At 71.5% G+C, this 14,715-nt stretch carries 14 protein-coding genes and 1 riboswitch; of the genes, 8 read left to right on the plus strand and 6 right to left on the minus strand.

Annotated features, from left to right (window positions below; translation table 11 throughout):
• Window positions 1-22 precede the first annotated feature (22 nt).
• Window positions 23-607: a flavin reductase family protein gene (locus tag ACYF6T_RS10490; protein WP_461695384.1), complete on the minus strand. Its 585-nt coding sequence runs from the start codon at window positions 605-607 to the stop codon at window positions 23-25.
• 380 nt (window positions 608-987) lie between these two features.
• Here ACYF6T_RS10490 and cdgB point away from each other — a divergent pair, with 380 nt between their 5' ends.
• Window positions 988-2,643, plus strand: a complete 1,656-nt coding sequence (gene cdgB, locus ACYF6T_RS10495; RefSeq protein ID WP_461695385.1) for a diguanylate cyclase CdgB — start codon at window positions 988-990, stop codon at window positions 2,641-2,643.
• 123 nt (window positions 2,644-2,766) lie between these two features.
• Complete coding sequence (locus ACYF6T_RS10500; RefSeq protein ID WP_461695386.1) at window positions 2,767-3,720, plus strand: carbohydrate-binding protein; 954 nt, start codon at window positions 2,767-2,769, stop codon at window positions 3,718-3,720.
• A gap of 26 nt (window positions 3,721-3,746) precedes the next feature.
• Here the strand turns inward: ACYF6T_RS10500 and ACYF6T_RS10505 are convergent, their stop codons facing one another.
• The 3 genes from ACYF6T_RS10505 to ACYF6T_RS10515 all read right to left on the minus strand — a co-directional run bounded on the left by ACYF6T_RS10505 (window position 3,747) and on the right by ACYF6T_RS10515 (window position 6,893).
• The gene (locus ACYF6T_RS10505; RefSeq protein WP_461695387.1) at window positions 3,747-4,676 is read right to left on the minus strand and encodes a 1-phosphofructokinase family hexose kinase; all 930 of its coding nucleotides are present in this window, start codon (window positions 4,674-4,676) and stop codon (window positions 3,747-3,749) included.
• A 121-nt stretch (window positions 4,677-4,797) separates the two neighbouring features.
• Window positions 4,798-5,952, minus strand: coding sequence for an N-acetylglucosamine-6-phosphate deacetylase (gene nagA, locus ACYF6T_RS10510; protein ID WP_461695388.1), 1,155 nt, complete (start codon window positions 5,950-5,952; stop codon window positions 4,798-4,800).
• The gene (locus ACYF6T_RS10515; RefSeq protein ID WP_461695390.1) at window positions 5,952-6,893 is read right to left on the minus strand and encodes an ROK family protein; all 942 of its coding nucleotides are present in this window, start codon (window positions 6,891-6,893) and stop codon (window positions 5,952-5,954) included. Before ACYF6T_RS10515 ends, nagA begins: the two co-directional genes overlap by 1 nt.
• A gap of 122 nt (window positions 6,894-7,015) precedes the next feature.
• Here ACYF6T_RS10515 and ACYF6T_RS10520 point away from each other — a divergent pair, with 122 nt between their 5' ends.
• The 3 genes from ACYF6T_RS10520 to otsB all read left to right on the plus strand — a co-directional run bounded on the left by ACYF6T_RS10520 (window position 7,016) and on the right by otsB (window position 9,490).
• On the plus strand, window positions 7,016-8,284 hold the full coding sequence (locus ACYF6T_RS10520; protein ID WP_461695647.1) for an ABC transporter substrate-binding protein: 1,269 nt from the start codon (window positions 7,016-7,018) through the stop codon (window positions 8,282-8,284).
• Between the two features lie 40 nt (window positions 8,285-8,324).
• Window positions 8,325-8,552 carry a DUF3263 domain-containing protein gene (locus ACYF6T_RS10525; protein WP_461695391.1) on the plus strand — a complete coding sequence of 76 codons (228 nt, stop codon included), beginning with the start codon at window positions 8,325-8,327 and terminating at the stop codon, window positions 8,550-8,552.
• 77 nt (window positions 8,553-8,629) lie between these two features.
• A complete protein-coding gene (gene otsB, locus ACYF6T_RS10530) occupies window positions 8,630-9,490 on the plus strand; it encodes a trehalose-phosphatase (RefSeq protein WP_461695393.1) in 861 nt (286 codons plus the stop codon).
• Here otsB and ACYF6T_RS10535 read toward each other — a convergent pair.
• Together ACYF6T_RS10535 and ACYF6T_RS10540 are read right to left on the minus strand one after the other, a co-directional pair.
• Window positions 9,478-10,950, minus strand: coding sequence for an alpha,alpha-trehalose-phosphate synthase (UDP-forming) (locus tag ACYF6T_RS10535; protein WP_461695395.1), 1,473 nt, complete (start codon window positions 10,948-10,950; stop codon window positions 9,478-9,480). The two genes, otsB and ACYF6T_RS10535, sit on opposite strands and share 13 nt — an antisense overlap.
• 78 nt (window positions 10,951-11,028) lie before the next feature.
• The gene (locus ACYF6T_RS10540; protein WP_461695397.1) at window positions 11,029-11,973 is read right to left on the minus strand and encodes a glucosyl-3-phosphoglycerate synthase; all 945 of its coding nucleotides are present in this window, start codon (window positions 11,971-11,973) and stop codon (window positions 11,029-11,031) included.
• Between the two features lie 132 nt (window positions 11,974-12,105).
• Window positions 12,106-12,261: riboswitch (SAM riboswitch) on the plus strand.
• Window positions 12,262-12,279: 18 nt separating this feature from the next.
• Here ACYF6T_RS10540 and thrC point away from each other — a divergent pair.
• The 3 genes from thrC (at window position 12,280) to ACYF6T_RS10555 (ending at window position 14,530) form a co-directional block, all read left to right on the plus strand.
• Window positions 12,280-13,566, plus strand: coding sequence for a threonine synthase (gene thrC, locus ACYF6T_RS10545; RefSeq protein ID WP_461695398.1), 1,287 nt, complete (start codon window positions 12,280-12,282; stop codon window positions 13,564-13,566).
• The gene (locus tag ACYF6T_RS10550) at window positions 13,563-13,838 is read left to right on the plus strand and encodes a MoaD/ThiS family protein (protein WP_128381122.1); all 276 of its coding nucleotides are present in this window, start codon (window positions 13,563-13,565) and stop codon (window positions 13,836-13,838) included. Before thrC ends, ACYF6T_RS10550 begins: the two co-directional genes overlap by 4 nt.
• Before the next feature lie 488 nt (window positions 13,839-14,326).
• Window positions 14,327-14,530, plus strand: coding sequence for a cold-shock protein (locus ACYF6T_RS10555; RefSeq protein WP_004986573.1), 204 nt, complete (start codon window positions 14,327-14,329; stop codon window positions 14,528-14,530).
• The last annotated feature ends 185 nt before the right edge of the window (window positions 14,531-14,715 follow it).

Consider the following 14,715-nt stretch of genomic DNA (forward strand, 5'->3'; position numbering starts at 1 on the left):
CCCCCCACGCATGACGCCGGTGTCACCCGAGTTGCCGGTACCGCCCCCGGAAGTACGTCAGCGGCCCCCCGTCTGCGCTCGGCACCCCCGCCCCCAGCACCCGGCCGATCACCAGCGTGTGGTCGCCCGCCGGCACGCGCTGCTCGGTGCGGCACTCCAGCGTGGCCAGGGCGCCGCCCACCAGGGGCGCGCCGGAGTGGATGCCGCGGACGTACGGGATGTCCTCGAAGAGCAGGCGGTCGCTGATGCGGCCCTTCATCGCGAAGCGGCCCGCGATGTGGCGCTGGCTCTCGGACAGGACCGACACCGCCCACAGGGGCTGTTCGTCGAGCAGGTCGTCCATGCGGGAGCCCGTGCGCAGGCTGACCAGGACCAGCGGCGGGTCCAGGGAGACGGACATGAACGCCGTCGCCGTCATGCCGACGTCCTCGCCGGCCGGCGCCGACGGGTCGTCGGGGTCCAGCGGCGGCTCCTGCGCGGTCACCAGGACCACGCCCGCGGCCAGCCGGGACATCGCGGCCCGGAACTCGTCGTTGCTCACCCCCTCAGCATGCCGGGCGGCGGGCAGCGGGACGGACGGGGACGTGGCGGGAGAGGTGTTCGGCACGTCCGAAACGCTAATCGGCGCCGTCCGGCGCGCGCATCGGGCGGCAGGACCAGGTGGGAGGAGGGAGGACCTAGGACCGGCGACCGACGGCTGCGGCTCCCGCCGGGTGGTGAGCGCGTACTCTGCGGAAGCGTTCGCGTACTCTTGGGCACGCGCCCTCACATGCGTACAAAGATTGCGTTCAGTAAACGCACAGGGAAAACGCAGAAACTCCACTCAATTGTTCATGTTTAGCTGTGACTTGAGTCACAAGGGGCATGAATTGTTGACCCTGTGTACCGAGTGGGCAGCGCGCTGTGATTCAGTGGCGGGGAAGCTGCCAGAACGATACGCCGATGAGAACCCTTGATTCGCTGCGAGGTCTCGGGGGGAGGGCGAGCATGGAGACCGAGTCGGAGCCCTACGTCCGGCTTACCACCCTGCGACGACTGCACCAGGTCATGGCGGACATGAACGCCGCCCGCAGCCTGGCGGACACGCTGCAGACGGTCGCCGACGGCGTCGTCAACGGCCTCGGGTACGAGCTGGCGTGCGTCAACCTCGTCCGCCCCGACGGCGACCTCGTCGTCGCCGCCTTCTCGGGCAACGCGGCGGCGGAAGCGCTGATCACCGGCCGGGTCGGCTCGCGCGAGTCCTGGGACCGCCGGCTGTCCATGGGTGAGCACTGGGGCGACCTGGTGTTCATACCGCACACCGAGGGCTGGATCCTCGACGACGACGACGTCCCGCAGTGGTACACCGACGGTCCCGCGCCCCGCTTCGAGGACGAGTGGCACCCCTCCGACCGGCTCTTCGCCCCCATGTACACGCCGAACGTGCAGGGCGGCTCGTGCGGCGAACTGATCGGCGTCCTGTCCGTGGACCGGCCGCGCAACGGCCGGCGACCGGGCGCATGGGGCCGTGAAGCGCTCCAGATGTACGCGTTCCAGGCCGCGATCGCGATCAGCAACGCACGCCTGCGCGCCAACATGCAGCGCGCACTGGTCAGGCTCGAACGCGAGCAGCAGGCCCTCAGGGCGAGCGAGGAGAGCTTCCGGCAGGCCTTCGAGTACGCCCCCTCCGGCATGGCCATCGCCGAGATGGGCGGCGACCAGCACGGACGCATACTGCGCACCAACGACGCCCTGTGCCGGCTGCTGGGCCGCCCCGCCTCCGCGATGCGCCGCTACTCCTTCTCCGACCTCGTCCACCCCGAGGACATAGGCACCCTGCTGAGAACCTCCGCCGAGGGCGGACGCGCGGAGCTGCGCCTGGGCCGGCGGGACGGGACGTACGTCTGGGTCTCCCTGCGCAACTCGGTGGTCGCCGACGCCGCCGACGGGCCCCGCTTCCTGCTCACCCACGTCGAGGACATAGAGGAGCGCAAGCGCCGCGAGCTCCAGCTCGCCCACCGCGCCTCCCACGACTCGCTCACCGGCCTGCCCAACAGCGCCGAGCTGCGCTCCCGGCTCTCCTCCCGGCTGTGCCAGCGGCCCACCCACCCCGGCGCCCTGGAGTCCCTGGACGCCGCCTACGGCCACCCCGCCTTCGACGCGGCCGGCCACGGCTTCGACTTCCGGCCGGGCGGCGCGGAGGCGTACGACGCCTTCGACCACCACGTGCACACCGTCGCCCCCGAGGGCGACCGCGACGACGGCACCAAGGGGCTCGCGGTCCTCTTCTGCGACCTCGACGGCTTCAAGTCGATCAACGACCGCTTCGGGCACAACGCCGGCGACGCCGTCCTCATCGAGGTCGCCCGGCGCCTGAGCCGGGGCGTGCGCGACGGCGACACGGTCGCCCGGCTCGGCGGCGACGAGTTCGTGATCCTCGCCGACGGGCTCGGCAAGGCCGACGCGCAGGACCTCGCCGTACGGCTGCGCAACGAGATCATCCAGCCGATCCGGGCGGAGGGCCGGGCCGTGCGGGTGGGCGCCAGCTTCGGCATCGGGTGGGCGCACTGCGGCATGACCGCGGACGAGGTGCTGAAATCCGCCGACGAGCGGATGTACGTAGAGAAACGATCTCGTCCCAAACAGCACCGACGCGCGGGATGATCTCCAGGTCAGCGGGTTGATGCGATCCGAGTCACCTGTTTGGGCCATCGGAACCGGGTAGGCTCGACATTCTGACCCAGCTCATCGCATCCGACCCGCACCTGTTCGAGGAGTACCCAAGGGATGACGTCCGGCAACAACGGCGCCAGCACGCCCGAGGACGACGACCCGTTCGGCTACCTCTACGCCGACGGGCAGGCCAACGGCGCCCAGCCGCCCTCCGGTGGCTACGGCTACCCGAACTCCGTCAACCGGGTGCGCGCGGTCGGCCAGCGGCAGTACGGCCCGCAGCAGACGGCGCCGACCGCGCCGTACGGCCAGGTCCCGCAGCAGCCGGGCGGCTACGGCCAACCGAACGCGCACTACGCCGCCCCGGAGACGTTCCCCGGCGGCGCCCCCACCGCGCCCCAGCAGCCCGCGTACAGCGGCGGCAACGGCGGCGGGCGGGGCCGCGGACCCAACACCAAGGGACTGCTGATCGGCGCGATCGCGGTGGTCGCCGCGGTCGTCATCGGCATCAGCGTGGCCATGCTCGGCGGCGACTCGAACGACGACAACGCGGGCGGGGACGCCTCGACGTCGCCGTCCGCCCAGCAGAGCAGCGAGCCGAGCCAGTCCGCCAGCAGCAGCGCCTCCGCCGCGGCGGACCTGCCGACGGTCGACGCGAAGGCGCTGCGCCTGGACGGCGGGGCCACGCTCGCCTCGGACGTCCAGGGCGCCGAGGCCGACGGCGGGATCTACGTCACCGGGCTCGACTCCACCGGCGCCGGGGTCACCTGGACGGTGAACGACATCCCGGCCGACGGCGTCTACACCCTCTTCGCGCACTACAGCGCGACCGGCGACGACCAGTCGATGACGCTCACCATCAACGGCAAGGTCTTCGGCAGCAAGCTCAACCTCGGCAACTTCACCGGCGCCGAGGACGGCGACTTCGCCAAGGGCTGGACGAAGACCTACGCCTACCCGAGCCTGAAGAAGGGCACCAACACGATCTCGCTGTCCTGCCAGGACGGCGACAAGTGCAACGTGCTGCTCGACCAGCTCTGGCTGAAGCAGGGCCAGGTCAAGAACTAGGACTCGGGTAAGGGCCAGGGCAGCCGTTAGGCGGCGGTCGCCTCGGTGGTCACCGACACCCGGGTGAGCAGGTCCTCGTAGGCCGCGTGGTCGAACTCGCCCGCCGCCGGCGCCAGTACGGTCGCCGCCGACAGGGCGACCGCGCGGGCGAGGCGGTCCGGCCAGGGGAGGCGCTCCACCAGCCCGGACAGCAGCCCCGCGACCGCGGAGTCGCCGGCGCCCGCCGGATTGCCGTGGACGCGGCCCGGCGGCGCCGCCCGCCAGCGGCCCTCCGGCGCCGTGGCCAGCAGGCCCTCGGCGCCCAGGGAGGCGACCACCGTCCGGGCGCCGCGCCGGCGGGCGTCCTGCGTGGCCCGCGACGGCTCGTGGGAGCCGGTCAGTTCGGCGAGCTCGTCGGCGTTCGGCTTGACCAGGTCGGGCCGGGCGGCGACCCCGCGGCGCAGCGGCTCCCCGCTGGTGTCCAGCAGCACGGGCACCCCGGCCGCCCTGGCCGCCCGGACGAGACCGGCGTACGCCCCGACCGGCACCCCCGGCGGCAGGCTGCCGCACAGGGCCACCGCGGACGCCGACGCCAGCAGGTCCTCGTACGCCTCCTGGAAGGCGGACCACTCGGCCGGGGTGATGTGCGGGCCCGGTTCGTTGAACTGCGTGGTGTCGCCGGTGTGTTCGTCGACGACGGCGATGGTGCGCCGGGTCGCGCCCTCGACCGGCACCAGAGCGTCCACCACGCCCGCGGTGGCCGTCAGCCGTTCCTGGACGACGCGTCCGGTGGCGCCGCCCGCGAAGCCGGTGACCGTCACCTCGTGGCCGAGCGCCGCCAGCACCCGGGCGACGTTGACGCCCTTGCCGCCGGGCCGTTCCGTCACCTCGGTGACCCGGTGCGCGGCGTGCGGCCGGAGGGAGCCGACGCGGTAGGTGATGTCGAGAGCGGTGTTCAGCGTGACCGTGAGGATCACCTGGGCCGACCTCCCCCGAAGAAAGAACCAGAGCCTGTAGTGGTGTCCGGGCGATCATGCCAAACGGACGGCGGTCCTCCCAGTCTCCCAGGACAACCGCCGCCCTCAACAGCGGGACATCTCATCCCAGTTGGGGATCGACCACCCATTCTCCCCGGCGCATGACGCCCTTGAGGTCGAATCGGTGGTCCAGAAGGACCAGGTCGGCGTCCTTGCCGGGCTCCAGCGAGCCGATCCGGTCGGCCATGCCCAGCAGCCGGGCGGGGTTGGCCGAGATCGCGGCCACCACGTCCTCGACGGGGAGCCGGTCCACGGTCACCGCCCGCTTGAACGCGCGGTCCAGGGTGAGCGTCGACCCGGCGATGGAACCGCCCTCGACCAGCCGGGCCACGCCCTCGCTGACCTCGACCTCCAGCGGGCCGAGCATGTAGCGCCCGTCGCCGAAACCGGCCGCGTCCATCGCGTCCGTGATGAACGCGACCCGGCCCGCACCGGCGTGGTGGAACGCCAACTGGAGGGCGGCCGGGTGCAGATGGGTGCCGTCGTCGATGAGTTCGACCGTGATCCGCTCGTCCTCCAGGAGGGCGGTGATCGGGCCCGGCGCGCGGTGGCCGATCTGCGGCATCGCGTTGAAGAGGTGCGTGGCGACCGTGGCGCCCGCCTCGATCGCCGCCAGCGTCTGCTCGTACGTCGCGTCGGTGTGCCCGACCGCCGCGATGACGCCGTGCTCGGCGAGCAGCCGTACGGAGTCGAGGCCGCCGGGGAGTTCGGTGGCCAGGGTGACCATGACGGCCCTGCCGCGCGCCGCGTCGACCAGCTTGCGGACCTCGGCCGGGTCGGGGTGGCGCAGCAGCGCCTCGGAGTGCGCGCCCTTGCGGCACGGGGAGATGAACGGCCCCTCGAAGTGGATGCCGGCGATGTCGCCCTGTTCGGCCAGTTCGCTCAGCAGCCCCGCCCGTTGGGCGAGGAAGTCCATGTCGCCGGTGACGGTGGAGGCGACGAGGGTGGTCGTGCCGTGCAGGCGGTGGGTGTGGATGCCGTGCAGGATCTCGTCGACCGTGCCGGAGGTGAAGGAGGCTCCGCCGCCGCCGTGGTTGTGGATGTCGACGAACCCCGGTACGAGCCAGTGTCCGGTGACGTCGAGAAGGCGGGCGTCGCCGGGGGCCGCGTCGGTGATGCGGGTGCCGTCCACGACCACCCGGCCGCCCTCGACGGTTCCTGTGGGCAGGACCACGTGGGCGCCGGAGAGCACCAGGGGGAGTGGGGCGTTGGCCATCAGGCGGATACCTCCGTACGGTCGGTTGTGTCGAGGAGATCCCAGGCCAGGAGCCCCGCACCCAGGCAGCCCGCCGTGTCGCCCAGGGCCGCCGGGACGATCGTCGGCAGTTTCTGGAAGGTCGCCCGTGCGCGGACGGCCTCTCTCAGCGGTGTGAACAAGGTTTCCCCCGCCTCGGCGAGGCCGCCACCGATGATCAGCGTGCGGGGGTCCAGCAGGGTGAGCGCGGTGACCAGGCCGTCGGCCAGGGCGTCGACGGCGCCCTGCCAGACCCGGACGGCGTTCGGGTCGCCGGACGCGACGGCCTTCGCGCAGTCCGCCGCGTCCGCCTCGTCGTCACCGCAGGCCGCGGCCCAGGCCTCGCTGACGGCCGCCGCGGAGGCGTACCGCTCCAGACAGCCGCGCTGCCCGCACGGGCAGGGCGTGCCGGACGGCCGTACGACGATGTGGCCGATCTCGCCCGCGAAGCCGTGCGCGCCCGCCTCCACCCGGCCCGCGACGCCGATGGCGCCCGCGATGCCGGTGCCGAGGGCGACGAAGAGGAAGCGGTCGGCGCCCTGCCCGGCGCCGAGCCGGCCCTCCGCCAGTCCGCCGGTGCGCACGTCGTGGCCGAGGGCGACCGGCACGCCGAGGCGGGCCGAGAGCAGGTCGCGCAGGGGGACGTCACGCCAGCCGAGGTTGGCCGAGTAGGCGGCGAGGCCGCCGGCCTCGTCCACGATGCCGGGGACGGCCACGCCGGCGGCACGGGCGGGCTCGCCCAGGTGCGCGGCGCCGTGGGCGCGCAGATCGGCGGCGAAGCCGAGGATGGCCTCGACGACCGCGTCCGGTCCGCGCTCGCGCCCGGTCGCCCGGCGCGCCTGGTGCAGCACGGCGCCGTCCGCCCCGACCAGAGCGGCCTTCATCCCGGTGCCGCCCACATCGAGGGCGATGACATGTCTCACGGGGGACAGTGTGACCCCACGACCCGCAAGAGGTCTAGTCCACTCACGTGGTGTAGACCTATGCTGTCCGCATGGTGGACGCAGAACAGTCATGAACGACGAGATGGTTGGGGCAGTACGCAGTGCAGCGGCGACGTAGGACAGGAACGATCGCGGTGGTGTCCGCTCTGGGCATGACGGCGGTCCTCGGCGGCTGCGGCCTCACCGGCGGCTCGGGTGACGTCACCCTCAGACTGGTCGCGGCCGACTACGGCAGCTCCGCGGCCGACAGCTCCCGGAAGTACTGGGACAAGCTGGTGAAGGAGTACGAGAGCACGCACTCCGGCGTGAAGATCCAGGTCAGCGTCTACTCCTGGAACGACGTCGACCGCAAGGTCAAGGAGATGGTCGACGCCGGCCACGCGCCGGACATGGCGCAGATCGGGGCGTACGCCGACTACGCCGACAAGGGCCTGCTCTACTCGGCCGACGACCTGCTCTCCATCGGCACCCAGGCCGACTTCGCCCCCCAGCTCGCCTCCGCGGGCCAGGTCAAGGACGTGCAGTACGGCATGCCGTTCGCCGCCTCGACGCGGCTGCTGTTCTACAACAAGACCCTCTTCAAGCAGGCCGGCCTCACCCCGCCGAAGACGTGGGCGCAGCTCAGGTCCGACGCCGAGGCGCTCAAGGCGCGGGGCGTGACCTACCCGTACGCACTGCCGCTCGGGCCGGAGGAGGCGCAGGCCGAGACGATGCAGTGGCTGCTGAGCGGCGGCGGCGACTACACCGACAGCTTCGGCACCTACGCCATCGACTCCACGCAGAACATCGACACCTTCACCTGGCTCAAGAACGACCTCGTCGACGAGGGCCTGACCGGGCCCGTCGCGCCGGGCAGGCTCAATCGCGCCGACGCCTTCAAGGCGTTCGCGAACGGCGAGGTCGGCATGCTCAACGGGCATCCCTCGCTGATGAAGACGGCCGAGAGCAAGGGCGTGAAGTTCGGCATGGTCCCGATGCCCGGCGTGGACGGGCAGACCAAGAACTCCATGGGCGTCGCCGACTGGATGATGGCCTTCAAGCAGAACGGCCACGCCCAGCAGGTCGGCGACTTCCTCGACTTCGTCTACAGCGAGAAGAACGTCCTCGCCTTCTCGCGCCAGTACGACCTGCTGCCGGTGACCACCTCCGCGTCCGACGCGATGAGCACCGCGCGGCAGGACGCCGACCTCAAGCCCTTCCTTGAGGAGCTGCCCTCCTCCGAGCTGTATCCGGTGGGCGACTCCTCCTGGGCGACGGTCAGCGCGGCGGTCAAGAAGCGCATCGGCCAGGCGGTCGCCTCCGACGGCAACCCCGCCTCGGTGCTCCAGCAGCTCCAGGTCACGGCGGCCACCGCGCAGAACGCGCAGTAGGCGGGGGCCGTTGTCAGCGGCGGGCGTTACGGTCGTGGACATGGAACGACTCGGCGCCCGTGAGCAGGCCATCCTCGCTCTGGAGCGCCGGGGCTTCACCGGCCCCGGCGCCAAGGAGCGCGCGATACGCGAGGAGCTGGGCCTGGCGCCCGTGCGCTACTACCAGCTGCTCAACGCCCTGCTGGACGACGAGCGGGCGCTGGCCCACGACCCGGTGACGGTCAACAGGCTGCGGCGGGTGCGGGAGCAGCGGCGCTCGGAGCGCTGACGCCTCGGTGAGCTGCGGAGTGCCGACGCCCCCGTGAGCCATGGGTGCGCCCCGCTGCCGCCGGTTAAGGTCGCCGTATGGGCACCCACATGGATCACATGGACACGGACCCCCTGCCGACCCCGGCCACCCCGGCCGGCCGCGACGGGCTGGAGGCGCTGCTGCGGCACCCCGAGAGGTCGGTGATCGCCCTCGACTTCGACGGCACGCTCGCGCCGATCGTCGCCGACCCCGAGCAGGCCCGCGCCCACCCGGACGCGGTCCCGGCGCTCGCCGCGCTCGCCCCCAGGGTCGCCGCGATCGCGGTCGTCACCGGCCGCCCCGCCGGGGTCGCCGTCCGCTACGGCGGCTTCGCGGGCGTGCCCGGCCTGGAACACCTCGTCGTGCTGGGCCACTACGGCGCCGAGCGCTGGGACGCCGTCAGCGGCGAGGTCAGCGCACCCGCCCCGCATCCCGGCGTCGCCGCCGTGCGCTCCGAACTGCCCGGCTTCCTCGACCGCATCGGCGCCTGGCAGGGCACGTGGATCGAGGAGAAGGGCCGTGCCGTCGCCGTCCACACCCGCCGCGCCGCCGACCCGCAGGCCGCGTTCGAGGCGCTGCGCGGCCCCCTCGCCGACCTCGCCACCCGCCACGGCCTGATCGTCGAGCCCGGCCGCATGGTCCTGGAGCTGCGACCGCCCGGCATGGACAAGGGCGTGGCCCTCCTCGACTACGTCCGCCGGACCGACGCCGCGGCCGTCCTCTACGCCGGCGACGACCTCGGCGACCTCCCCGCCTTCGCCGCCGTCGACAAACTCCGCTCCGACGGCACACCGGGCGTGCTGGTGTGCAGCGGCAGCGACGAGGTGACGGAGCTGCGGGAGCGGGCCGACCTGGTGGTGGACGGCCCGGAAGGAGTGGTCGCGCTGCTGACCCGCATCGCCGCTCAGCTCGGCTGATCGTCCAGGGCGTGCAACTGGTCCAGGAACCACTGCGCCGGCGGCAGCGCCGTCGCCGCGGCGGCCAGCCGCTTGGTGCGCTCCGCCCGCTCCTCGCGCGGCATCGTCAGTGCCTCGTGCAGGGCGCGGGCGGTGCCGACGACGTCGTACGGGTTCACGGCGATCGCGTCCCTGCCCAGCTCCTGGAAGGCCCCCGCCTCCCGGGACAGCACCAGCGCGCACCCCTCGTCGGAGACCACCGGCACCTCCTTGGCGACGAGGTTCATGCCGTCCCGGATGGGGTTGACCAGGGCCACGTCGGCGAGCCGGTAGGCCGCCAGGGAGCGCGCGAAGTCGTCCTTGACGTGCAGCACCACCGGTGTCCAACCGGGCGTGCCGTACTCGGAGTTGATCTCCTCCGACAGGCGCTGCACCTCGGCCGTGTACTCCCGGTAGACGGCCAGGTCCTGCCGGGAGGGGTAGGCGAAGGCCACGTGCACGACCCGCTCGCGCCACTCCGGGTGGTCGTCGAGCAGCTGCCGGTACGCCAGCAGCCCGCGCACGATGTTCTTGGACAGCTCGGTCCGGTCCACCCGCACGATGGTCCTGCGGCCCGCGCCGATCTCCTCGCGCAGGGCGGCCATGCGCTCCTCGACGTCCGCCTGCCGGGAGCGGGACTGCAGGAACTCCGCGTCGGCCCCGAGGCCGTGGACGCCGACGAGGGTGCGGCGGGTGACCCGGTCGCCGTCCAGGTGCTCGATGACGGGGGACGTGTCCGAGGGCGGGCCGGCGAGCCGGCGACCGGCGTCGGCTTCCTCGGCGCACCGCTGGAACGCCGTCGCCCACGGCCAGGTCAGGAAGGCCACCCGGTCCGCGCCGAGCATGCCCTCCAGCAGCCGCGCCCGGATGTCGTCGGGCAGCATCCGGAAGTACTCCGGCGGCGCCCACGGCGTGTGCGAGAAGTGGCCGATCCTCAGGTCCGGCCGCAGCTCCCGCAGCATCCCCGGCACCAGGCACAGGTGGTAGTCCTGCACCAGCACGGCCGCCCCCTCGGCCGCCTCCTCGGCCAGCGCCTCGGCGAAGGCCCGGTTGTAGGTCTCGTACGAGGCCCACTGCCGGCGGAACTCCGCGTCGAAGACCGGCTCCAGCGGCGTCTGGTACAGCATGTGGTGGACGAACCACAGGACCGAGTTGGCGATGCCGTTGTACGCGTCCGCGTGCACGTCGGCCGGGATGTCCAGCATCCGCACGCCGTCCTCGCCGACCCCGCGCCGGACGGCCTCCCGGTCGCCGTCGGACAGCGCCGAGCACACCCACAGGGCGCCCGCGTCGGGTCCGATGGCCGACAGCCCGGAGACCACCCCGCCACCGCCGCGGCGGGCGTCGAGCGAGCCGTCCTGCCGCACCTCGTACGAGACCGGGCCGCGGTTGGACGCGACCAGCACCTGAGCCTTCTGAACAGCACCGTGCGTGGAAGCCATACGCCTCAACCTAGCCCGGCCCGGAAACGCTCAAACGTACAGGCCGCCCGGTGGAGGTGTGCCGCGCACCACCCTGCCTCAGGCCACCCGGCGGGAGGCGTACTCCGCTATCTCCACCATCGGCGGACGCTCCTCCGTGTCCACGGAGTACGTGCGCGGCTCGAAACCGTCGTCGCCGCGTTCGAACTGGGTGAGGGAGGGGCGGATGAGGTGGCCGCGGGCCAGGCGGAGCTGGGCGGTGCGGTAGATCGCCGCCGCCATCCGGCCGAGGGCCTGGCCGTCCTGGTGGCGGTGCTTGCGGACGCCGACGTCGACCTGGGCGAGGGCGTCGAGGCCCACCAGGTGCAGGGCGTCGACCAGCATGCCGAGCTCGACGCCGTAGCCGACCGGGAAGGGCAGCTGCTCCAGCAGGCTGCGCCGGGCCGCGTACTCGCCGCCGAGCGGCTGGACGAAGCCGGCCAGCTGCGGCCAGTGCATGTTCAGCAGGGGGCGCGCCATCAGCTCGGTGACCCGGCCGCCCTGGCCCTGCGCGCCGGCCAGCGGACGGTCGTACATGCCCTTGACCAGGTCGATCCCGGGGTCGGTGAGCAGCGGGCCGACGATGCCGGAGACGAAGTCCGAGGAGAACTCCTTCAGGTCGGCGTCGACGAAGCAGACGATGTCCCCGCGGGTGACCAGCAGGGAGCGCCACAGGACCTCGCCCTTGCCGGGGACGGCCGGGAGGTGCGGCAGGATCTCGTCGCGGTGCACGACGGTCGCGCCGGCCGCGGCGGCGACCGCGGAGGTGCGGTCGGTGGAACCGGAGTCGACGACGACGATCTCGTCGACGAGCGGCACCTGCTGCACGAGGTCGTGCCGGATCACGGCGACGATGTCGCCGACGGTCTCCTCCTCGTTGAGCGCCGGCAGCACGACGCTGACCGTCTGCCCCGTGCGCTGCTTGGCGGCCATGATCTGGTGGAGCGGGCGATCGGTGACGGACCAGGAGCGGGTGGTCAGCCAGCGCTCGACTTCTTCCAGCACGTAGGCGGCTCCTTGTCTTGTGATCCATCTCGCGGTTCGGACGACTATCTCAACTGTCCTGGTCGTCGGTTACAGTCTTGAACAACGCGGGTGACCATCGCATGTCCTGGCCCGCCGTGAACAACTTCATACCGCTCATCCAGAGGGGCAGAGGGATACGGCCCGATGAAGCCCCGGCAACCCTCCAGTCGGTACTCGTAGATCACTGTCGATCGCTCCGCGAGGCTCCCGGCTAGGGAAGGTGCCAAATCCGTCTCACGGCGAGATGCGTCGTGAGGAAGATGAGGAGAAAGGGCCTCGCCTCACATGGCTGTGCAGACTGTTGCAAGCACCACGGACTCCACCGTCGACCTCGGCCCCGCCGCGGCGCTGTCCTGCCGCGAATGCGGCCACCGGGTGCCGCTCGGCCCCGTCTTCGCGTGCGAGGAGTGTTTCGGCCCGCTGGAGATCGCCTACGACTTCTCGGCCTACGACACCGAGGAGCTCCGGCGGCGCATCGAGGCGGGACCCTCGAACATCTGGCGCTACGCCCCGCTGCTGCCCGTCCCCGCCGACGTGGCCGGCAAGCCGAACATCAACCCCGGCTGGACCAAGCTCGTCAAGGCCGACAACCTCGCCCGCGAGCTCGGGATCACCGGCGGGTTGTATGTGAAGGACGACTCCGGTAACCCGACGCACTCCTTCAAGGACCGCGTCGTCGCCCAGGCCCTGGAGGCCGCCCGCGCCTTCGGCTTCACCACCCTCTCCTGCTCCTCCACCGGCAACCTCGCCGGCGCGGTGGGCGCCGCGGCGGCCCGCGCCGGCTTCCGCTCCTGCGTGTTCATCCCGCACGACCTGGAGCAGGGCAAGGTCGTCATGGCCGCCGTCTACGGCGGCGAGCTCGTCGGCATCGAGGGCAACTACGACGACGTCAACCGCTTCTGCTCGGAGCTCATCGGAGACCCGGCCGGCGAGGGCTGGGGCTTCGTCAACGTCAACCTGCGGCCGTACTACGCGGAGGGCTCCAAGACGCTCGCGTACGAGGTGTGCGAGCAGCTCGGCTGGCGGCTGCCGGACCAGATCGTCGTGCCCATCGCCTCCGGCTCGCAGCTGACCAAGGTCGACAAGGGCCTGCAGGAGCTGATCAAACTCGGGCTCGTCGAGGACAGGCCGTACAAGATCTTCGGCGCGCAGGCCGAGGGGTGCTCGCCGGTGTCGACGGCCTTCAAGGCCGGCCACGACGTGGTGCGCCCGCAGAAGCCGAACACCATCGCCAAGTCGCTGGCCATCGGCAACCCGGCCGACGGTCCGTACGTGCTCGACATCGCGCGGCGCACCGGTGGCGCGGTGGAGGACGTGACGGACGAGCAGGTCGTGGACGCCATCAAGCTGCTGGCCCGCACGGAGGGCATCTTCGCCGAGACGGCGGGTGGCGTGACCGTGGGCGTGACGCGCAAGCTGATCGAGAACGGCGTACTCGACCCCACCAAGACGACGGTCGTCCTCAACACGGGCGACGGCCTGAAGACCCTCGACGCGGTGGCCGGCACCGGCCTGACCGCGACGATCCGCCCGAACCTCGACTCCTTCCGAGAGGCTGGCCTCGCATCATGAGCGTCAACGTCCGCATCCCCACCATCCTGCGCACCTACACCGGCGGGCAGGCCGAGGTGACCGCCGAGGGCGCCACCCTCGCCGAGGTCATCGCCGACCTGGAGAAGAACCACACGGGAATCGCGGCCCGCGTGCTCGACGACCAGGGCAAGCTGCGGCGGTTCGTCAACGTGTACGTCAACGACGACGACGTGCGTTTCGAGCAGGGGCTGGAGACGGCGACCCCCGACGGTGCGGGCGTTTCCATCATCCCGGCCGTGGCCGGCGGCTGACCGAACCACCGAATTGGCGAACGGTTGAACCAACAAACCACCGGGCGCCGAATGACCGAACATTACCGTTGGTAAGGCCGGTCACGAAGAGTTCATCGAATTGCCCCCTCCGTGAGAGAAGCGGAGGGGGCAATTCTGTGTGGTTGAGCGCGGTACAGTTGGGGAACCCGCTGCCGGTCCACGGACCGGAAGCCCTGGAAACCTGCTCCTTGCCCGACAAGATGTAGCCAAAGTGCGCGCGTCTTTCGTGGCTTTTGTGTATTTTGCGGGGCCCGACTTGCCCTGAAACCTGGTGAATTCTCGGCAGATTCCCGACCGGGCCCGTCCAGAATTCTCGTCCGATTGACCTGTTGCAGACGGCAGTTGGACAGATACATTCAGCCGCGGTCGACGCGTTCCGGCGCACGCCCCCAACCGTGGGGGGTGAGGTCTGACCCGGATCCGCGAAGTGCGGGTCCGTGCAAGGGCCAGTAATAGGGGAGTTAGGCATGGCTCAGGGCACCGTCAAGTGGTTCAACGCGGAGAAGGGGTACGGCTTCATCGCGGTCGACGGTGGTGCGGACGTCTTCGTCCACTACAGCGCGATTCAGATGGACGGCTACCGCACCCTGGAAGAGGGCCAGCGGGTCGAGTTCGAGATCTCGCAGGGTCAGAAGGGCCCGCAGGCCGACATGGTTCGCGTCACCGCCTAGAACATTCACATGACGAGGGCCCGCACCCGCGAGGGTGCGGGCCCTCGTCATGTGCCCGCCCCCTGTTCGCGCCGGGCGGAGCGCCCCGCCCGATCCCCGAGAGCCGCTTGCACTCGCAGGGGGCGAGTGCTAATCATTGGCGTTAGCACTCTGAAGGTGAGAGTGACAAAGAAGGACCGGGTCGG

This window comes from Streptomyces sp. 7R007 (assembly GCF_054850255.1).